The sequence below is a fragment of the Lederbergia sp. B243.17 genome, assembly GCF_057657925.1.
Genome location: NZ_JBWBKF010000086.1, coordinates 37,391 through 57,322, shown reverse-complemented (window position 1 = coordinate 57,322; position 19,932 = coordinate 37,391). Strand labels below are relative to the sequence as shown.

Sequence of the window (19,932 nt, the reverse complement as noted above, 5' to 3'; positions counted from 1 at the left end):
AAATGGAGGATTAGCTCAGCTGGGAGAGCATCTGCCTTACAAGCAGAGGGTCGGCGGTTCGATCCCGTCATCCTCCACCATATTTATGCCGGCCTAGCTCAATTGGTAGAGCAACTGACTTGTAATCAGTAGGTTGGGGGTTCAAGTCCTCTGGCCGGCACCACCATTTTTTTCGGTGGGGTAGCGAAGTGGCTAAACGCGGCGGACTGTAAATCCGCTCCCTCCGGGTTCGGCGGTTCGAATCCGTCCCCCACCACCATTTGAAACTTATGCATAAAGCATAAGGAAGAGAGACATACTAATAAATGTTATTGGGCTATAGCCAAGCGGTAAGGCAACGGACTTTGACTCCGTCATTCGTTGGTTCGAATCCAGCTAGCCCAGCCATGAGCCATTAGCTCAGTTGGTAGAGCATCTGACTTTTAATCAGAGGGTCGCAGGTTCGAATCCTGCATGGCTCACTCTCTAAATACAGAAGTTGTCTTGTTTATTCAAGGCTTCTTTTGTTTTTTGTGATTCTGGAGAAAACAGATAGAAATTTACAGCTTATCACCCCAATTTCTCAAAATTGGGAGAAGCAAGCAGTTCAAGGAAGCGAAGGATTGAGGGAGTGAGCGTACAACCGTACGTGACTGACCGAGAGACAGAGCTGATCCAGAGATGTGCAGCTTATCACCCAAGTTTCTTAAAATTGGGAGAGGCAAGCAGTTCAAGGAAGCGAAGGATTGAGGGAGTGAGCGTACAACCGTACGTGACCGACCGAGAGACAGAGCTGACGCAGAAATGCGCTGCTTATCACAATTTTAAGCGGAAGTAGTTCAGTGGTAGAACATCACCTTGCCAAGGTGGGGGTCGCGGGTTCGAATCCCGTCTTCCGCTCCAACATTATGGGGCCTTAGCTCAGCTGGGAGAGCGCCTGCTTTGCACGCAGGAGGTCAGCGGTTCGATCCCGCTAGGCTCCATTCTTCATGAAACCAGTATTTTGCCAATCGGCAGAGTGCTGGTTTTTTTATTTGGTAAAAATGCTGATCGCTAATCATCCCTTGCCATTTCACAGGGCAAGGGATGAAGAGAATATTAGGAAGCCGTGGATCAATGGCGATTCAACCAGCTTTCAAGAGAGTGAATCGCGAACCCTTCAAACTGTTCGCAGTCTCTAAATGAATATTGAGTTCTTTGGAGCTGTTCCTCCATATAAGCATCATTTTTCCCGGCGAATGACAGATAATCGCCTTCCAAGGATGGGGCTGTTTCTATGCCGATCCGCACTGGTTTTCCGGCTCGTTCGGAATAGCCGATTTCCTCTTCTGACAGTTTGATGATACCATTCTGTCCATTTGCTTCGTTTCGGTAGGCCATAATGGTTACTGCATCCGTTTGATCAATGAGCCATTCAGATAAGATTCCTGTTCCGTACAGGTTTGAAAAGTGCCAGTCATCAAACCAAAATGGAATATCGATGCCGAGCTGCAAGCCGAGCCTTGAGGATTCAAGAGAGGCGAGAGATATGCTCCGTTGATATTGCTTGACGATTATATCGTTTGCTGTATGCCACCGTGGGAGAAGATAGGGTTCAATATCCAGGTGGACGCCTTTAAAGCGTTCCTCTCCGTCAGAGCCCGCCTGGTAGTTCTCCAGCCAGCCAAAGAAGGATTGGATCGGTTTTGTTGAAGTTGCCCAGTTTGGAGCTCCGTCCAATGCATGCACTTCGATATTATTTTTGCTTGCTTCCCTGATGAAGTCATGATAGATGGCATCAGGAATATCCTCATTGATTTGCAGGTAGAGCGATTTTACATGATGCTCAACGAGAAATGACAGGATTCTTTCAGGCTGCTCAGCAATCTGAGAGGTGTCCCAAAGCCATGTTGTGCGCGGCAAGTCATTTTGGGCTGCCAGCAATGGTTTTTCCTTAAAACCGACTGACACGAGTAAAAGAGCGGCGGACAGTAAAAACAAGGTTGATTTTTTAGACATGAAAAGGCTCCTCACTCCCAGGAAAAATCGGTACTGCACCTTTATTATCGGCTGTTTATCCCTAAGTTACATATTCCCGTTTTACATAAGGAAAAAAGCGAGCATCGCTATGGGTGTATCGCAATTGCATAACTATACAAAGAAATGTCAAGTTGAGCCACTGCTTAGAAAACGGTTACAATGTGGGGAACAGACATATTAAATTGCTATTTTGACAGAGAGGTAGAGGGGGAGCGGGAAAAATGGATAAGCCGATTACTATACTTGGTGTGCCGATGGATCTGGGTCAGCAGCGGCGTGGTGTTGACATGGGACCAAGTGCAATCCGTTATGCGGAGTTGGTGAAAAAGCTTGAGGCACTAGAGTTTGATGTAATTGACTTGGGGGATGTTTCGGTAGAAGCTGGCGGACATGAAATCAACCTGCTGCCGCAGCTGCGCAATCTTGAAGCAATAGCCATGACAAGTGAAAAGGTGGCAAAGCAGGTCAGCGGGATTGTCGCAGACGGGAGAATGCCGCTCGTGCTCGGCGGAGATCATAGCGTGGCAATGGGAACATTGGCAGGGCTTGCGAAAAACAATCCGGATCTGGGGCTGATCTGGTATGATGCACATGGCGATCTGAATACCGATAAGACGTCGCCTTCTGGTAATATTCATGGCATGCCGCTTGCTGTAAGTCTTGGTCTTGGCCATGAACTGTTAACCAATATCGCAGGATTTGCCCCGAAAATAAAGCCGGAAAATGTCGTGCTGATTGGTGCCAGGGATTTGGATCAGGGCGAGCGCGAGCTGATACGGCAATTAAAGATCAAGACGTTTACAATGCATGAAATTGATCGTTTAGGGATGACCATGGTTATGGAGGAAACCATTGAGTACCTGAAAGAAAAAACGAATGGTGTCCATCTATCTCTGGATTTGGATGCACTGGATCCCCATGATGCACCCGGGGTGGGTACGCCGGTAATTGGGGGTCTCAGCTACAGGGAGAGCCACTTGGCAATGGAGATGCTTGCCGAGGCACGTATCGTCAAGTCACTGGAATTTGTTGAAGTGAATCCGATCCTTGATGAGAGGAATCGGACAGCTGAAGTAGCTGTTGCACTGATTGAGTCGGTGTTGGGGGATCATTTGCTATAAGGCACAAAAAAAGCAGTGCATTCATGCACTGCTGCTTTGTTGTTCAGTAATTAAAGCATGGTATTTATTTAGAAGCTTGTCCAACTTGTCGCTGACCCTAACCACCCGATCATCAACAAAAGAAGAGGCCAATCCCAGTGCTACCATTTCTGAGCGCAACTGTTCGATACGATATAGAATCTCTTCCGCATTCACAGGGGGCAAACCTCCATCCCATCCATATTTTAACTATTATATACCCCAATTCTAATAAAATCAAACCTGTTTTGTGTGATTTTTGCTACAATAAAGGAAGAGCTATTTTTAGAAAGCCTTATATTCTATTTTTACGGTTTGTACAGTAAAACCTAATACGGAGGCAAGGGAAGAAATATAAGCGGGGCGGAGAGAAAAAAATGAAACCTTTCATTTTTTGAAACGTATGGAAGGTAACCGCAATGGGGCGGAGGTATAGAGAGAAAATGGATGCGATTGTTAACCAAAGAATCAAGCAAGTGCTAAAGGGTGACCAAGATGCATTTGGGGAAATTGTGGAATTGTATAAGGATAGGGTCTTTCAATTATGTTACCGTATGCTGGGGAATCGCCATGAGGCGGAGGATATTGCCCAGGAAGCCTTTGTCCGGGCATACGTGAATATACACAGCTTTAAGCAGAACCGCAAATTTTCCACATGGATTTACAGGATTGCGACCAATCTCTGCATCGACCGGATACGGAAAAAGAAGCCGGATTATTTTCTGGATGCAGAAGTGGCAGGAACCGAAGGGCTGACCATGTACTCACAGATCGCGGCAGAAGGAAAAATGCCGCACGAAGAAGTGGAGACACTGGAGCTTCAGGAAATCGTTCAGCGCGAAATATTGCGCTTGCCGGACAAATACAGGACAGTCATTGTTCTGCGGTATATTGATGATTTGTCTTTGAATGAAATAAGTGAGGTACTCGAGTTGCCTTTGGGAACGGTTAAAACTAGAATACACAGAGGGCGTGAAGCGCTTCGAAAGCAGCTGCACAATATGTAGGAAGGGTGAAGCAAAAGTGAAGACATGTCCTGAAGAAATCGTTCTCTTCATGCAAGAATATTTGGATGGTGACTTGTCTCATGATAATGAGCAGTTGTTAAAGGAACACTTGCAGAAGTGTGAAGAGTGCCAAAAGCATTTCCAGGAGTTAAAAAGAACCGTTGCTTATATCAAAAGCAGTTCTTCTATAAAAGTTTCAGATGGTTTTACTGCCGGCGTCATGGCTAGGCTGCCAAAAGAGAAAAGCAGTATGGGGGCAAAACGCTGGATGCGCAGGCACCCTTTGCTTGCCGCTGCTTCCCTTTTCATCATTCTGATGGCAGGCAGTCTGTTCGGTATGTGGAATGAAGATCAAAAATTTGCCTTTACAAAACAGCCGGACCTTGTCGTTGAAAATGATACTGTAATTGTTCCCGAAGGAAAAGTGGTTGAAGGGGACCTTGTCGTCAAGAATGGCAATTTGCGGATCGAAGGAGAAGTAAATGGGAATGTCACTGTGATTAACGGTGATAAATATATGGCATCGGCAGGAAATGTGACAGGGAATATAGAAGAGATCGACAAAGCGTTTGAGTGGATTTGGTATAAAATCAAAACGGCAAGCAAGGATCTTGTGAAAAAGATAAATGAATAGGCAGGGGCTGCGCTTGCAGCCTCTTTGTGCTGGAAATAATGTCGGAGGTCGAAATATCGAAGCGGCAGACACTTGATGCATGCTATTGCATGAATAGGCGCGGGCGAAAAGTATATGTTATAATGTAAAGGTTATATGATTCCATTTTTACGATGGGTCCTTTGCTTTGATCAAATAAATGGAGGAAAGAAAATGCCGTTTGCAGACCTACCCCTCTTGCATTATTTGTCCCGCATAGTGGATATATTCCTCGTATGGTTTGTTATTTATAAGTTGATTATGGTAATACGCGGCACAAAAGCGATTCAACTTTTAAAAGGGATATTTGTCATTATTATCGTATGGTTAATTAGTGATTTTTTAAATTTGAATACACTGCACTGGCTGACGCAAACAGTGATCACCTGGGGGTTCCTGGCGATCATCATTGTATTTCAGCCTGAAGTCAGAAGAGCGCTGGAGCAGCTGGGACGAGGCAAGTTTTTCGCAAGGAGCGGCATCCAGGAGGAAGAAGAACGAAAACAGCGGGTCACTTCGGTCATCGATGCAGTGAACTATATGGCAAAACGGAGGATCGGTGCCCTGATCTCGATAGAAAGAGAGACGGGAATGGGCGATTACATAGAGACGGGTATTCCGTTGCAGTCACTCATTTCGTCTGAACTCCTGATCAACATCTTTATCCCGAACACTCCGCTCCATGATGGGGCAGTGATCATTCAAAAAACGCAGATTGCGGCGGCCGCATGTTATCTGCCGCTGTCCGAAAGCGCCTTTATCTCCAAGGAGCTTGGAACAAGGCATAGGGCAGCGCTCGGGATCAGTGAAGTGACGGATTGCTTGACAATTGTCGTTTCCGAGGAGACCGGAGCAGTTTCTGTCACCAAAAACGGTGAGTTATACAGAGACCTGTCCAATGAGCAATTCCATGATCTGCTGGAGAGAGAGCTTATATCAGAGAACAAAACGAAGCAGTCTTCCTCATCCAGATGGAAAAGAAGGGAGAAGGCCTGAGATGAATAAGTTTATGGACAATCCCTGGTTTATCAGGATTATTGCATTAGCCCTGTCAATCCTTTTGTTTGTCTCCATAAATGACATCGGGAAGGGCACGGAAACAAATCCGAATGGCATGGAAAGCGTTGATTCGGAGACAATTCCCAACGTGCCTGTCAGGTTATATTACGATGCTGAAAACCTTGTCGTCACCGGCATACCTGAGACGGTCGATATAAAGGTGGAGGGCCAGAGAAGATTTGTGGAGGCGGCAAAACGCCAGCGGGACTTTGAGGTATATATCGATTTATCCGATGTGGAAATTGGCAAGCACCGTGTGCCGGTTTTATATAAAGATATATCGGAAAAGCTGAAAGTTAAGGTGGAACCGGGTTATGCGGATATTTCCGTCCAGGAAAAAGTAACGGATGATTACCGCGTAGAGGCCGAGTTCAACAGGAGCATCCTGGCAGATGGATTCGAGGCGGATAGCCCGGAAATCTCTCCAAAAACGGTGAAGATCACGGGAGCAAAAGATGTGATGGATCGGATTGCCTATGTGAAAGCAACAATAGATGCGGGCGGATTAATCAGTGAAACGATTAAGAAGGATGCGCCGGTCAATGTGCTTGACAAAGAATTGAACAAGCTTGATGTAATTGTACAGCCTGGTTCGGTATCTGTGACAATACCGGTTAAAAACCCAAGGAAAACCGTTCCCGTCAAAATAAAAACGACTGGAAAGGCCAAGGATGATATGACGATCAGCAGCATGACTTCTGAAATTAAGGAAATTGTCATATTTGGCCGAACTGACACGCTGGAGGCAATCAAGGAAGTTGAAGCCGTGGTTGACATTAGCGATGTCAGCGGAGATACAGAGAAAGAGGCATCGATCAAGCTGCCGGCAGGTGTCAATAAGGCGATGCCGGAAAAAATAAAGGTCAAAATCAAAGCTGATCAAAAAACGGGAGAAACAACCCTGAACGATGTGCAGATCAAAGAAACGGGACTGGATCCCAATCTTGAAATTAAAATTCTTGATCCGGAAAGCGGGAAAGTCTCCGTTACGGTGACGGGGCAGAAGACAGACGTTGAGAAGGCGGCAGCTGCCGGAGTCTCTGTTACCATGAACGTCAGCGGGCTGGCCGCCGGAGAGCATGATGTCGATCTGGCGGTAATCAATCCGCTTGCAGGCGTCCAATACAGCCTGTCGGCGAAGAAAGCTAGAATCAGTCTGATAGAGAAGGAAAATGTCTGATACAAACTGCCATTGTCACCGCTAAGTATGGCTAGGCGCAAGCCCAGGCCTTTCAGCGTATGATATCCAAGATGATAATTGAATGATAAAAACAGATGGAAAGACAAATGAGCCGGTAGTTTGCATCAGTGACACTTGTCTGAGAAGGAGCGATAGATTCAATGGGTAAATACTTTGGAACTGACGGAGTAAGAGGGGTAGCGAATACGGAATTGACGCCGGAACTGGCTTTTAAACTTGGACGCTTCGGCGGCCATGTACTGACAAAAAATACGGAACGCCCCAAAATACTTATCGGGCGGGATACACGGATTTCAGGCCATATGCTGGAAGGTGCCCTGGTTGCCGGATTGCTGTCAACAGGAGCCGAAGTCATGCGTCTCGGTGTAATTTCGACTCCCGGTGTTGCATACTTGACCAAGGCGCTCGGCGCTAGCGCGGGTGTGATGATTTCTGCTTCCCACAATCCGGTCGAGGACAACGGCATCAAATTTTTCGGACCGGACGGATTCAAACTGTCGGATCAACAGGAAGAAGAAATAGAGGATCTGCTTGATCAGGAAGAAGACACGCTTCCGCGTCCATCCGGCGGGGATATTGGAGCTGTCAATGATTACTTCGAAGGCGGCCAGAAGTATCTGCAGTATTTGAAGCAAACTGTTGACGAAGACTTTTCCGGTATCCATGTGGCCTTGGATTGCGCCAATGGAGCGACACATGCACTCGCCACTCATGTTTTTGCCGACCTTGATGCCGACATTTCCACAATGGGATCGGCTCCGAATGGCCTGAACATCAATGACGGCGTGGGCTCCACTCATCCTGAAAAGCTTGCAGAGCTTGTAAAAGAAAAGGGAGCGAATGTCGGGTTGGCATTCGATGGTGACGGGGACCGCTTGATTGCAGTGGACGAGAACGGCGACATCGTTGACGGAGACCAAATCCTCTATATATGCGGCAAGCATTTGAAAGAGGAAGGCAGACTCAAACAGTCCACTGTCGTTTCGACTGTCATGAGCAATCTTGGGTTCTACAAAGGGCTTGAAGAATTGGGAATCAAAAGTGTGGCAACTGCTGTCGGCGACCGTTATGTTGTCGAAGAGATGAAACAGAATGGGTACAATCTCGGCGGAGAGCAATCCGGCCATATCGTATTTCTCGATTATAATACGACCGGCGACGGCATTCTTACCGGCCTGCAGCTCGTGAATATCATGAAGCTTACAGGTAAACCGCTATCTGAGCTTGCAGGCGGAATGCGGAAATATCCGCAGAAGCTTGTCAATATCCGGGTCGTGGATAAGCATCATGTAACCGATAATGAGAAGGTCAAAGAGATCATTTCCCAAGTGGAAACAGAGATGAACGGAAATGGACGTATTCTTGTCCGCCCATCCGGAACGGAACCGCTTGTCAGGGTGATGGCAGAAGCTCCCACCGCTGAAGCATGTGAAGACTATGTCCGCCGTATTGCAGAGGTAGTCGAAAAGGAAATGGGAATCGAGTAAAAAAACGCCGTGCACAGTAAAAGACTGTGCACGGCGTTTTTTTTATTTACCTGGCCCTAGGCGGTTGAAGGAGCTCGAGGACATTCTGGGCCTGCTGAAGATGGAGCCGCATCGCATACTGGCTTGCCTGAAGCAGAATTTGAGCTTTGGTCATTTCCATTATCTCCTTTGCAAGATCCGCATCGCGGATTCTCGATTCAGCCGCTGCCAGATTCTCTGACATCGACATCGCATTGGAGTTTGCGTGTTCAAGTCTGTTCATATAGGCCCCAGTTTTTGAGCGCTCGGTCGAAACATTCGAAAGGGCGTTATCCACTTTGGATATCGCTTCCGATGCTGACTCTCTTGAAAGCAGGTTTACGCCATCCAGTCCGAGATCTGTGAGATTTCCGATCGTTAACTCAATCGATTGATTGCTGTTTGCACCTGTCTGGATGGAAAACTTTCCTTTTGATCCGTCAAGCAGCGGCATGGAGTTGAACTGGTTTCCCGTTGCAATTTTACCCAACTCATCCCGCAGTTGCTCAAATTCTGATTGCAGCGATTGCCGGTCTGTGTCCGTATAGGTGTCATTGGCGGCTTGGACGCTTAACTCGCGCATGCGCTGGAGAATGGCGTGCATTTCATTCATGCCGCCTTCTGCCGTCTGCAGCAAGGAAATCCCATCCTGTATGTTTCTGCCTGCCATATTGAGACCACGGATTTGTGCCCGCATTTTCTCAGATATGGCCAGGCCTGCAGGATCATCGCTTGCCCTGTTAATACGCATGCCGGTCGATATCCTCTCCATGGATCGCTGATAAACAGAAAAATGCTGATTCATCCCCCGTAAAATCGTAAGGCCTAGAGCATTCCATTGACCAAGTACTTTTCTCACCCCCCATAGTGTCCCTATAGGCTATATCGGTAAAGTTCAGAAAGTTTAGAGGTTTACGACCTCATTATAAATGAGTTTGTCATTTTCAAGGTCGATAATCTTCAGCCGGTTTTCCTTTTTAATATAAATACTTTTGAATTTTTCCGTTCCTTGTAAATCTTCATAAAGGACAATGCGATTTCCGGGATTATCACTTTCAACGCGGCTATTCAGATTTTTTTCTCCAGCCTTTTCTTCAACAAGGGCATATTCAGGAAGGTCCGTTTCTGACGCTTGTTCTTGGCCGGCATCCGCTCTATCTTCTGACTCGGCAGTATCGACGAGGTCTTCGCTCTCCGTTTGTTCTTCTTCCATTCCGGTCTGGTCCGCAGCAGGCTCCTCTGCCGGGGTATTTTGTTCCACAGGTTGCGCCGAGTCTTTCTCTCCTTGGGCAGAGCAGGCTGCCAAGAAGACGATGCTGGCTGTAATCAATAGCCATTTCTTCATGATGAATTCTCCTTTTTTCTCAAAATAGTAAAACACACGGGTACCATTATAACCCACCTCATGGAGAGGCTCAAAGCAACAGCATGCCGGAATTTTATTTTTCAGGAGCCCGGAAATCGTATTAAGAGGGAGTCGGAATCTGCCGATAAATAAAGAAAAGTAGCATGAATGGGGAAATTGAGATGAAGCTGACATTGGGAAAGAAACTGGCAGGTGTTTTTGCAGTAATAATCGGAGTTATTTTGCTAACAAATACGGTCGGAATCGGCAGTTCTTATAGCTTGAACAAGAATGCAAAGACGATCAATGAACAAATTTTACCCAAGGTTGAAACGATCAATGATTTGCAGGCACTTACGCAAAAAGTGCAAGAGACGACTTTGCGGCATATCATGTCGAAAGATCGTTCTTTCGAGGAGAAGTATGAGCAGCAGCTTTTGAATGATAAGGCGAGGGCAGAAAAGCTATTGGGAGAGTACAAAAACATGCTCCGTACGGAAAAGGAGCAATCTGCACTTAGAAAGGTCAATGAGACATGGGAAGAGTATACCCTCCTTATCGATGAAGTCGTTAAGATGAGCATTGATGGCAACGACGGCAAAGCGGCCGAAAAAAACTTTGAGGCAATTATATTACAGGATGAAATTCAAGCCGAATTGGAGCAGTTAAGCGATAATCACCGACTAGAGGCGACCGAAATCGAAACGCAGGGAGCCGCTCTTTACAAAAAAGTGCTTGCTGTGATGGCGTTCAGCATGTTGGCAGCCATTCTTATCTCACTGTATTTCACCTGGTATTTGCGTAAGACGATACAACGTCCCATTCTTTTCTTGTCAGAGAAGCTAAAGGGCCTGGCGCAAGGGGATTTAACGATAGAACCGGCGCTCATTCGATCTAAGGATGAAATCGGTGAGTTGGGAAGTAACTTTAATCTTATGCTAGAACAGCTCCGAAAGCTGATAACTGAGCTTCATCATCATATTGAAACAGTTGCCTCGACATCATCTGAGCTTGCATCAAGCGCCGATGAGACGAGCCGTGCAGCGAGCCAAATCGCAGAATCGATTATGGAAGTGTCAGAGAGAGCGGCAGAGCAGCGGGAGAGTGCGAAGACAAGCAGCCAGGTGGCAGCTGAAATGAACGAGGGCATGAGCCAGGCGGCTGCATCGATTCATTCTGTTTCTGACTATGCAGGGGCAACGGCCGCACAAACCCAAACTGGCAAAGGCAAGATGAAAGAGACAGTCGCAAAGATGGACGAAATTTATCGTTCCTCCAGATTCAGCGTCGAAGCGATAGCATCTTTGCATGGTAAATCCGCTCAAATCAGCTCAATTGTATCGCTGATCAATAATGTCGCTAAACAGACGAATCTCCTTGCACTGAATGCAGCAATTGAAGCGGCAAGGGCGGGAGAGCATGGAAAAGGGTTTGCAGTCGTAGCCGGTGAGGTCAGCAAGCTTGCGGGGGAATCTGAAGCGGCTGCACAGAGAATTTCGGATATTATTGGAGAAATCCAGCTGCAGGTCGATGAAACAAGCACGGCAATTGAACGGTCCGGCCGGGATATATCGGGCGGTATTGAACTTGCGAAAGAATCCGGACAGCGTTTCGAGGAAATCGGAAGTATGATCAGGGAAATCTCCGGCAGAACGGAAGAAGTTACCGCCATCAGCGAAGAAGTCAGTGCCGGAACAGTGAGCATGCAGGAAATGATCGAGGCCATTGCTTCCAAGTCCGAAGAGGTGGACAGGCAAACACAGACCGTAGCCGCGGCTGCTGAACAGCAAAATGCAACAATGGAGGAAATTTCCGCATCTGCAAGCCTTTTAAGCGCGATGTCTGATAAACTGAGAGAAATGGTATCCGCCTTTAAATTATCATAGGGAGCGATTCGAGAATGGAGGCAAATGTTGATTGGCTGGAGACAAGTGATGGAACGGACATCTATGTCAGAAGCTGGACAAGTGAGGATAGACCGAAAGCGATACTGCAAATCTCCCACGGGATGGCCGAACATATCGAACGCTATGCGGAGTTTGCTGAATTCCTTGTTAGCAACGGTATCTATGTATTCGGCAATGATCATAGAGGACACGGGAAAACGGGAGAAAAGGCAGGAGTGCTCGGGTATTTTGCAGACGTGGATGGCTTTGACAAGGTTGCCGGTGATTTATGGAACGTGAACACGGTCATTCATAAGCGATATCCGGAGGTGCCGGTTTTTCTGCTCGGGCACAGTATGGGCTCTTTCCTTGCGAGGCGGTACATCCAGAAGCATGGGGAAACAATCAGCGGAGTGATCTTATCGGGTACTGGCGGCAGTCCGGGCCTTGCCGGCAAGCTAGGCAAACTGATTGCAGCATACGAGAAGAAGAAAAAGGGTGCGAAAACACCGAGCCCGCTGCTGGATAAGCTGTCGTTCGGTTCCTTTAATAAAGGGGTCTCCAATCCTGATACGCCGTTTGACTGGCTGACACGGGATCAGAAAGAAGTGGAGAAGTACAGAAACGACCCTTTTTGCGGATTCATCTGCTCATCGGGCTTCTTTCATGACCTTTTAACCGGACTTGAAAAGATTCATGATGACGGACTGATCCGCAAAGTGCCGACGCAACTGCCGATTTTGGCGGTCAGCGGAGACCGGGATCCGGTCGGTGGCTATGAGAAAGGGGTGCGAAAGGTGATTGCCCAATACGAGAGACACGGGATGCAAAACCTTGAACACCGTTTCTTTCCGGGGGCCAGGCATGAAATTCTTAATGAGACAAACAAGCTGGAAGTATATGATTTCATCTTAACCTGGCTACAAAAGCAATGATTAAAAAACCAAGCAGCCGCTTGGTTTTTTTCTATTGGAGGTATTTTGGATGAGGCCGCTCTTCCTGCTTGTCCGTAATCTCGTTGAAAATGGTGTTTGTCTCCGGCGTAATCGAAAATTGGCTGGCTTGAATCAGTTCGGCGAGCCGCATGATATCTTCTTTGGTTGCAGGCTGTTTCTCAGGTTTCAGTTCATAGCCCAGCAACCCATTCGCTTCAACAGTGGCGGTCTGGACATCTTGAATGGAAGTAATCCCCGCTTCCCGCAATCGCATTTCAAGATGATCCACCGTCAAGCGCAGCCTGGTCAGGTTTTTCACAACCAATTGGCCATTCTCGATTACCGGAACGGCTTTGCCTGTAATGACGTTTTCCATCCGATTTGATCGTAATTGGAGCCATTCCGTAAAAATAAGCGACAAAATCAATATGCCGCCAAGAAGGAATGTCGTCCAGACACTCTTGTCCGCGATGGGGGTGACAAGCAAGGTTCCGAGGCTAATCATGATAATCGTCTGCGGCATCGTCATCTGCGAAATAGATTTCCGGCCGCCGACCCTCAAAAGTACGGTCCCTGCCAAAAAGACAAGCAGTGTTTTCCAAATTAAATCTAAGTCCATGCTAACGCCTCCTTGTCTTTAATATGGACTGCAGAGAAATCGTTATGCAGCTGGAGACAAGAACGGATTCTGCTTCCATGCATATATTCATTATTGACCCCAAAAAACGTATTAGTGTATGATTGAACATGTTCAGTTTAGAAATGAAAGGAGCGAAGAGGAGAGATTGCTAGAAAAGCGCCAGGACTGATAGAAATGCGGAGCCTCCGCACGTACGTGATATCCGGCTGCAGGCGTTAGAGGCTCGAGGTCATAAGCCAAACAATGGTAAAGGCAAAAAGCGCCTTTTCCATTGCTCGTCTTATGCTTGTCGCCTCTGGGCAAACGCCTTCCGCACTTAAGATATCCGGCTGCAAGGGCCAGCCCCTCGAGGTCATAAGCCAAGCCGGGCTGAAGGCAAAAAGCGCCTTCTTCCCGTCTTGTCTTATGCTTGTCGGGGCTAAGCAGGCCCTTTCCGCACTTAAGTGATATCCGGCTCCGGCGCCTAGCCGCTCGAGGTCATAAGTCAAATGATGATGAAGGTTGGAAAGCACCTTCTTCATCATTCGCCTTATGCTTGTCGCGGCTGATCAAGGCGCCTCCGCACTTACTATCAGTCGACGAGGTGGGGGTTTATCGAGTTTTCGGCGGGTGCCCCCCGGCTGTGTCACACAGTCGTATTCCTTTTTTCAAAACATGCGAGGCGACTCGGTGGACAAAGAAAAGGGATGTGCACATCAGATCAAACTAAACAGAGATGAGGGGGCAAGTATGCCCCCGCGCTGCTTGCCCTCCATTACAGGAGGAACTGACTATGTGCGGAATTACAGGTTATATTGGAACAAATGATGCAAAGGCCATATTGCTGAACGGATTGGAAAAGCTTGAGTACAGGGGATATGATTCAGCTGGGATCGCCGTGAAAAATGTGGACGGCGTCCATGTATTCAAGGAAAAGGGCAGGATTGCCGACTTGCGCGCTGCCGTAGACGAGGATATCTTTGCTGCTGCAGGAATTGGTCATACGCGCTGGGCGACCCATGGTGTGCCGAGCAAGTTGAACGCCCACCCGCATCAAAGCGCATCGGGCCGTTTCACACTTGTCCACAACGGTGTCATTGAAAATTATTCGTTACTGAAACAGGAGTACCTGGCAGATTTGTCTCCAGTCAGCGATACGGATACAGAAATTATCGTCCAATTGGTCGAGCGGTTCGTGAACGGGGGCTTGGATGCAGAAGAAGCTTTCCGAAAAACGCTTGGGCTGCTGAAAGGATCCTATGCGATCGCCATGCTCGACAAGGAAGACAATGATACGATATTTGTTGCAAAGAATAAAAGTCCGCTGCTCGTTGGAACAGGCGAAGGGTTCAATGTGGTGGCGAGTGACGCGATGGCGATGATCCATGTCACGAAGCAATTTGTCGAGCTGATGGATAAAGAAATGGTCCTTTTGCATAGGGATGGTTTCGAGATTCAAACATTGGAAGGCGAAGCGGTGACACGTCCGGCATATGAGGCGCAACTCGATGCCGGCGATATTGAAAAAGGGACGTACCCGCATTACATGCTGAAGGAAATTGATGAGCAGCCGCTCGTCATGCGGAAAATTGTGCAGGCTTATCAGGATGTGCAGGGCAGCCTTGAGATTTCTGCTGACATTTTGGAAGCAATGCGCAGGACGGACCGGATTTATATCATCGCCTGCGGAACAAGTTATCATGCCGGTCTTGTCGGCAAACAGCTGATCGAGAACCTGGCGAAGATTCCGGTTGAGGTCCATGTGGCCAGCGAATTTGGCTACAATATGCCGCTTTTGTCGGAAAAGCCGCTATTCCTGTTTATTTCCCAAAGCGGAGAAACAGCAGACAGCCGGGCGGTGCTTGTCCGTGTGAAGCAAATGGGCCATCAGGCATTGACGATTACGAATGTGCCGGGGTCAACATTATCCAGGGAATCAGACTATACATTGCTCCTTCATGCTGGACCGGAAATTGCTGTCGCTTCGACGAAAGCCTATACGGCCCAGATTGCAGTGCTTGGCATTCTGGCGGATGCTGCTGCGAAGGACCGGGGCTTGGCAGAGGACTTTGATCTTATGCATGAACTGGGACTTGTTGCAGTCGCAATGGAAGCACTTTGCGAGTCTAAAGAAGAGTTTGAAAGAATCGCGAGCGAATACTTGCCATTCACGCGCAACTGCTTCTTTATCGGCCGTTCCATCGACTATTTCGTCTGCCTGGAAGGATCATTGAAACTGAAAGAGATCTCTTATATCCAAGCGGAAGGATTTGCCGGCGGAGAGTTGAAACACGGCACGATTGCCTTGATTGAAGACGGAACCCCGGTCATTGCACTGGCAACCCAGGAAAACGTCAACTGGAGCATCCGCGGCAATGTCAAAGAAGTGGCCGCCCGTGGAGCAAACCCATGTATCATTTCCATGAAAGGACTCGACACAGACGAAGACCGCTTCGTCCTGCCGGAAGTCCATGAATTATTAACACCTCTTCTCTCTGTTATTCCGCTCCAGCTCATCGCCTACTACGCTGCTCTTCATCGCGGATGCGATGTAGATAAGCCGCGGAATTTGGCGAAGAGCGTTACGGTGGAGTGATGGTCAAAAATTAAGTAGCAAGATTTGTGTTGTCTCTATTTAGAATTAAGGTTCCTAAAATAAAATAAATGGTTCTTAGATAAAATTAATGTGCCCAATCCGAAGGTTTCTCCGGTATTCTTCCCGGCAGGCCTTCGGTTTTTTTATGTAAAATTCGGTGGTATTCCAATCCAATCTGAGTCCAATCGTTTTTTTAAATCATGTATTCCTTCAATCTCTTGTCCAGTAAGGGTTCTAGTCTCTCGGTTGGCTTCCCCACGCTAAAAAGTTGGTACCCAATGCTTTATAGTTGGTATCCAAACAGCAAAGGAAGCGGGAATAGCAGCGGGCAGTCTATTTTGTATTCAATCTTTACTCAATCGGTTTTTTGAATGAAAACTCTAGGCTGGGTCCATTAGTGATCTAGTCTTTTTGTTTTGCAAAATTTTTGTCCAGACGCTTCTTTGCTATCAGCCAAAATTAAGTGAGACCAATATGTTCATTATTTCGTAGATAAGTAGTAAAACATATTTTATAGGAGAGATGATAATGAGAATTTTATATTCTTTGCTATTGCTTGCAGGGTTATCTTTAATTGTAGGTTGTCAAAATAGCCAAGATAATACGATGGTTCTTTTAGATGAAAAGGTTAAAGATATCAACGTATCTAAATCAGGCGGAATTGGTGACATGAATCAAGAAATTACTTTTTCAATCAAAGATGAACAAGCAATTAAAGTGTTTGAAAAGGCGATAAGAACCGCAGTTAAACAGCAATCAAATATCACTGGAACAACCCCTGACTATGATGTAATGGTTGAATATGAGGGCGGATTTCCTACTCATGCCATTCACTTATGGTTGGGAAAGGTAGATGAAAAAAGTACCCTTATGTACATGGTGGGAGAAGGTGAAACTTACGTAACATCATCGAAGACTACAAATCAACTAAGAAGATTAATAATTTCGGAACAATAAGGTGATTGTGATTTAATAGAAGTGAATTGTTTGAACTGTTGTGTAATAGTGGAGAAACAAATGATTTAAAAATAGAAGAAGATGTTGGAGCTGATCCGATTTTGGGGTAGTAGGGTGCGGTTGCAATCTTCGAATTAGAAGAAATTCCGATCTCAGAAAGATTAAAAGAGGAATTGCTTTCTTGGGCAATAAAGTATGGGGAATGGATTGATTGGAACAAAGATATATTGTTTCCTAATGGGATTGAACCGGAAGATGAATTTAATCAATTAGGTTTTCATTAACCAGGAAGGTAGAACAAGAAATTGGCTGTAGATATAATATAAAGTTCATACCATATACCAGTGTGACATGTTATGCAAATAGGAAAAACGATTTTGGATTGAGTGAGGCCAATAAAAATATGAGGTGACATTTATGAAAGAGGGAAAAGAAAAAAGGATTGCCATTGACGAATTCGGAAAAGCTTTTTGAGTGGAGAGTTTTCCACTATATATCAACAAACTCAGAGATATGCATATGATTTGGTCATTATGAAAGATGGTCAATCCTATCGTGATGCACCGACTAAAAATGACAACTATTATGCTTTCAATAAGGAAATACTCGCTCCTTGTGATGGCGAGGTAATATATAGTAATAGAAGACGTGAAGGACAATGAGCCAAGTGAAATCGATGAAAGTCAGCCAGAAGGAAATTGTGTTGTGATTAAACATTCAAATCATGAATACAGCATGCTTGCCGATTTAAAACAAAACTCGATTCTTGTTTAGATTGGAGATCATGTACAATAGGGACAAGTCATTGGATTATGTGGAAACTCCGGGAATTCCTCGGAGCCTCATTTGCACTTTCAAGTCATGGATTCGTCTGATTACTATACAGGTAAATCTATTCGTATCCAATTTGAAGGCGAATCTGAACGAATTCAAGGAGACGTTGTTTCACCATATAATTAAACTATTTAGTATAAGAACTTAATAATTTCCCTAAAAGTATAGTGAGCTGTAGTTATTAATGCGGATATCTGAGTGTTTCAAAATAATTTGCAAGTGAGGTCATAGCGAATGGATTTAAGAACACAAGAATTGGTTGAGTTTACGCAGAAAAAGTTCGGACTAAGTAACTATTATTTACATGAACAACAGTTTTATCGGAGTGTAGATATCTTCAATGAGACAATTTATACATTGTCCATGGAGTGGTTCCCCAATGATGCTGTACAAGATGATGATGGACTAAATCCAGAGGGGACAGTAAGTTTTGAACTCAACTTGAAAAGTCTAAAATTTATACGTATCTTTGCAAATGGCAAGCCTTATGCAGAAGACGGGATTACATTTAGCAATCATAATAAGGAAGCCGTTATAAAATGGATTGAGAGCGAAACAGCATTAACATATGGGGAACAATTCAAATTGATAAGAGAAGATGAAGGGGAACTTTACTTTATGTCGTGTTTTAATGGTGTTGCCGTTTCACCACCTGGATATATTGACATCAAGTTTAATGAAGAAGGGAAGCTCGCTATGTTTTCAATTTATGGTCAATTTCCTTCAAAAGAGCTAGTTAACGTAGAAAAGTATGCTCTTTCGCTTGATCGATTAGAAGATTTGGGAAAGGAACAATTGAAGTTGTTTGAATATCCTTCCTATGAACAGAAAAAATTATACCCTATATATGCAATTGAAGAGATTTTTGTTACAAATGATGGGGCAATAACGATTCCGTTTGAGGTTTTTGCAGATGAAAATTATTTGTTGAGAATCGATCAAACGATTTATTGGGATAAACCAACGGACCAACTGTTTGAACGGAAAGAAATCAAATGGATTGAAGATCTTACAGCAGAACAAGCATTTTCCTGTGAACCATCTCCTGATTCATTCCCAATTACAAAGGTAGAACAAGAGAAATGTATGATGGCAGTCAAGAATCTTTTACGCAAAGAGTATCCTAGTGATTCAGGAAATTGGAAATTAATACACCTATATCGTGATAAAGGATATATTCACGCTACATTGAAAGCGAATATTCAAGATGTTCGTGTGTTTCAGCGGAAAATAAAGGTCTTCATAGATCCAAAAAGTTTTCAAGTTGTTAATTACATGGATAGTAAACCAATGTTGGAAACCTTTGACGACTTTCAAGCACCTGACAAGGTAACATTCACAAAAGAAGAAGCCTATAAAAAACTTAAAGATTTGTTTGAGTTAAAATCTTACTATGTGTACGACTTTAAACAAAGACAATATGTTTTATGCGGGAAATTAGATTGCAAGTATGGGGTGAATGCATCAAATGGGGAAGTGATAGCGTTAGATGATTTGTAGTTTTAGAGGTTAAGGAGTTAGGGAGTGAGATTATGAAAAGAGGAAGCAGCTTTGAATTTCCAAATAAATACGGTAGTTTACTTCAAGCTGTGCAAAAACCTATTGATGTTACAGCATTTAGTTGGCGAATTGGAAACGGTGAATCCTATATCATAGTTGAATTAATGAGTTAGATAGAGAGCTATTCCCAGTGGATAAAGAAGTAATAGAAGAGAAAACAATAGGTATTAGCCTTCGCAGGCAAAGCCAGCGCCCTTGGTATAGCTGGCTTCTTGGTTTGGTACTCATGGGCGCAGAGAACATTGTGTAGTTGCATAGCAATCTTGTGTATTATGCTTTTGCAAAATACAAATGTTCCAGTCACTTAGAAAAACCCCCCCTTTAGACAAAAATGATCTAGAGAGGCATTCATCTCATCGCAACTTTATCTCAAACTACAATAATAATAAACCCTTATTGCTTTTTTTGAACTCCTTTTCAGGCAAACCCAATATGTCTGTATTTTTAGGTATATGGCCAAGTATACGCAGCATTGTAACAATTTGTCCTTTATGATGGGATTCATGAGTAATTGAATGGATTAGCAATTGACGTGGTGTTTTTCTCATAATGTTCCCTAAATGACATCCAGTTTCTCGGGCTGCCGCTTGGTTAGGGTTAGCATAATAGCAAAATAAAAAGCAGACGAGTTAGATTTGT

At 45.3% G+C, this 19,932-nt stretch carries 18 protein-coding genes, 7 tRNA genes and 1 pseudogene; 20 read left to right on the top strand and 6 right to left on the bottom strand.

Annotation, left to right across the window (positions count from 1 at the left end):
• Positions 1-4: 4 nt before the first annotated feature.
• The 7 genes from AC0TWI_RS18265 (at position 5) to AC0TWI_RS18235 (ending at position 962) form a co-directional block, all read left to right on the top strand.
• Positions 5-80, top strand: a tRNA-Val gene (locus AC0TWI_RS18265).
• Positions 81-87: 7 nt separating this feature from the next.
• Positions 88-163, top strand: a tRNA-Thr gene (locus AC0TWI_RS18260).
• An 11-nt stretch (positions 164-174) separates the two neighbouring features.
• Positions 175-259 (top strand) — tRNA-Tyr (locus tag AC0TWI_RS18255).
• Positions 260-312: 53 nt separating this feature from the next.
• Positions 313-387 (top strand) — tRNA-Gln (locus AC0TWI_RS18250).
• A gap of 1 nt (position 388) precedes the next feature.
• Positions 389-461: transfer RNA gene (locus AC0TWI_RS18245), tRNA-Lys, on the top strand.
• A 346-nt stretch (positions 462-807) separates the two neighbouring features.
• Positions 808-882, top strand: a tRNA-Gly gene (locus tag AC0TWI_RS18240).
• A gap of 7 nt (positions 883-889) precedes the next feature.
• A tRNA-Ala gene (locus tag AC0TWI_RS18235) sits at positions 890-962 on the top strand.
• A gap of 130 nt (positions 963-1,092) precedes the next feature.
• Here AC0TWI_RS18235 and AC0TWI_RS18230 read toward each other — a convergent pair.
• The gene (locus AC0TWI_RS18230; protein ID WP_488127771.1) at positions 1,093-1,977 is read right to left on the bottom strand and encodes an amidase; all 885 of its coding nucleotides are present in this window, start codon (positions 1,975-1,977) and stop codon (positions 1,093-1,095) included.
• Between the two features lie 242 nt (positions 1,978-2,219).
• Between AC0TWI_RS18230 and rocF the strand changes: the two genes are divergently transcribed.
• Positions 2,220-3,119, top strand: a complete 900-nt coding sequence (rocF, locus tag AC0TWI_RS18225; RefSeq protein WP_488127770.1) for an arginase — start codon at positions 2,220-2,222, stop codon at positions 3,117-3,119.
• A gap of 21 nt (positions 3,120-3,140) precedes the next feature.
• Here rocF and AC0TWI_RS18220 read toward each other — a convergent pair whose 3' ends face one another.
• The gene (locus AC0TWI_RS18220; protein WP_488127769.1) at positions 3,141-3,314 is read right to left on the bottom strand and encodes a Spo0E family sporulation regulatory protein-aspartic acid phosphatase; all 174 of its coding nucleotides are present in this window, start codon (positions 3,312-3,314) and stop codon (positions 3,141-3,143) included.
• Positions 3,315-3,580: 266 nt separating this feature from the next.
• Here AC0TWI_RS18220 and sigW point away from each other — a divergent pair, with 266 nt between their 5' ends.
• From sigW to glmM, 5 genes are all read left to right on the top strand, one after another.
• On the top strand, positions 3,581-4,144 hold the full coding sequence (sigW, locus tag AC0TWI_RS18215; RefSeq protein ID WP_488127772.1) for an RNA polymerase sigma factor SigW: 564 nt from the start codon (positions 3,581-3,583) through the stop codon (positions 4,142-4,144).
• A 16-nt stretch (positions 4,145-4,160) separates the two neighbouring features.
• Positions 4,161-4,778 (top strand): anti-sigma factor family protein, encoded by a 618-nt coding sequence (locus AC0TWI_RS18210; RefSeq protein ID WP_488127768.1) that lies wholly within the window; start codon positions 4,161-4,163, stop codon positions 4,776-4,778.
• Positions 4,779-4,970: 192 nt separating this feature from the next.
• Positions 4,971-5,792 carry a diadenylate cyclase CdaA gene (cdaA, locus tag AC0TWI_RS18205; protein ID WP_488127767.1) on the top strand — a complete coding sequence of 274 codons (822 nt, stop codon included), beginning with the start codon at positions 4,971-4,973 and terminating at the stop codon, positions 5,790-5,792.
• Between the two features lies 1 nt (position 5,793).
• Positions 5,794-7,035 carry a CdaR family protein gene (locus AC0TWI_RS18200; RefSeq protein WP_488127766.1) on the top strand — a complete coding sequence of 414 codons (1,242 nt, stop codon included), beginning with the start codon at positions 5,794-5,796 and terminating at the stop codon, positions 7,033-7,035.
• 161 nt (positions 7,036-7,196) lie between these two features.
• Complete coding sequence (gene glmM, locus AC0TWI_RS18195) at positions 7,197-8,543, top strand: phosphoglucosamine mutase (protein WP_488127765.1); 1,347 nt, start codon at positions 7,197-7,199, stop codon at positions 8,541-8,543.
• A 46-nt stretch (positions 8,544-8,589) separates the two neighbouring features.
• On the opposite strand, the gene AC0TWI_RS18190 is transcribed toward glmM, so the two are convergent.
• Positions 8,590-9,420 (bottom strand): flagellin, encoded by an 831-nt coding sequence (locus AC0TWI_RS18190; RefSeq protein WP_488127764.1) that lies wholly within the window; start codon positions 9,418-9,420, stop codon positions 8,590-8,592.
• A gap of 45 nt (positions 9,421-9,465) precedes the next feature.
• Entirely contained in the window at positions 9,466-9,906 is a 441-nt protein-coding gene (locus AC0TWI_RS18185) for a hypothetical protein (RefSeq protein ID WP_488127763.1), read from the bottom strand.
• A gap of 182 nt (positions 9,907-10,088) precedes the next feature.
• Between AC0TWI_RS18185 and AC0TWI_RS18180 the strand changes: the two genes are divergently transcribed.
• Together AC0TWI_RS18180 and AC0TWI_RS18175 are read left to right on the top strand one after the other, a co-directional pair.
• Entirely contained in the window at positions 10,089-11,792 is a 1,704-nt protein-coding gene (locus AC0TWI_RS18180; protein ID WP_488127762.1) for a methyl-accepting chemotaxis protein, read from the top strand.
• A gap of 14 nt (positions 11,793-11,806) precedes the next feature.
• Entirely contained in the window at positions 11,807-12,727 is a 921-nt protein-coding gene (locus tag AC0TWI_RS18175) for a lysophospholipase (RefSeq protein ID WP_488127761.1), read from the top strand.
• Between the two features lie 31 nt (positions 12,728-12,758).
• Here AC0TWI_RS18175 and AC0TWI_RS18170 read toward each other — a convergent pair whose 3' ends face one another.
• A complete protein-coding gene (locus AC0TWI_RS18170) occupies positions 12,759-13,346 on the bottom strand; it encodes a DUF421 domain-containing protein (RefSeq protein WP_488127760.1) in 588 nt (195 codons plus the stop codon).
• Positions 13,347-14,139: 793 nt separating this feature from the next.
• Here AC0TWI_RS18170 and glmS point away from each other — a divergent pair.
• From glmS to AC0TWI_RS18145, 5 genes are all read left to right on the top strand, one after another.
• Complete coding sequence (gene glmS / locus AC0TWI_RS18165) at positions 14,140-15,942, top strand: glutamine--fructose-6-phosphate transaminase (isomerizing) (RefSeq protein ID WP_488127759.1); 1,803 nt, start codon at positions 14,140-14,142, stop codon at positions 15,940-15,942.
• A gap of 528 nt (positions 15,943-16,470) precedes the next feature.
• Entirely contained in the window at positions 16,471-16,899 is a 429-nt protein-coding gene (locus AC0TWI_RS18160; protein WP_488127758.1) for a YhfM domain-containing protein, read from the top strand.
• A gap of 173 nt (positions 16,900-17,072) precedes the next feature.
• A complete protein-coding gene (locus AC0TWI_RS18155; protein ID WP_488127757.1) occupies positions 17,073-17,183 on the top strand; it encodes a hypothetical protein in 111 nt (36 codons plus the stop codon).
• Between the two features lie 784 nt (positions 17,184-17,967).
• The gene (locus tag AC0TWI_RS18150) at positions 17,968-19,233 is read left to right on the top strand and encodes a hypothetical protein (protein WP_488127756.1); all 1,266 of its coding nucleotides are present in this window, start codon (positions 17,968-17,970) and stop codon (positions 19,231-19,233) included.
• A gap of 32 nt (positions 19,234-19,265) precedes the next feature.
• Positions 19,266-19,406: a DUF2691 family protein gene (locus AC0TWI_RS18145; protein ID WP_488127755.1), complete on the top strand. Its 141-nt coding sequence runs from the start codon at positions 19,266-19,268 to the stop codon at positions 19,404-19,406.
• 261 nt (positions 19,407-19,667) lie between these two features.
• Here the strand turns inward: AC0TWI_RS18145 and AC0TWI_RS18140 are convergent.
• Positions 19,668-19,835: pseudogene (locus AC0TWI_RS18140) on the bottom strand (DinB family protein); the annotation flags it as partial.
• Positions 19,836-19,932 lie beyond the last annotated feature (97 nt).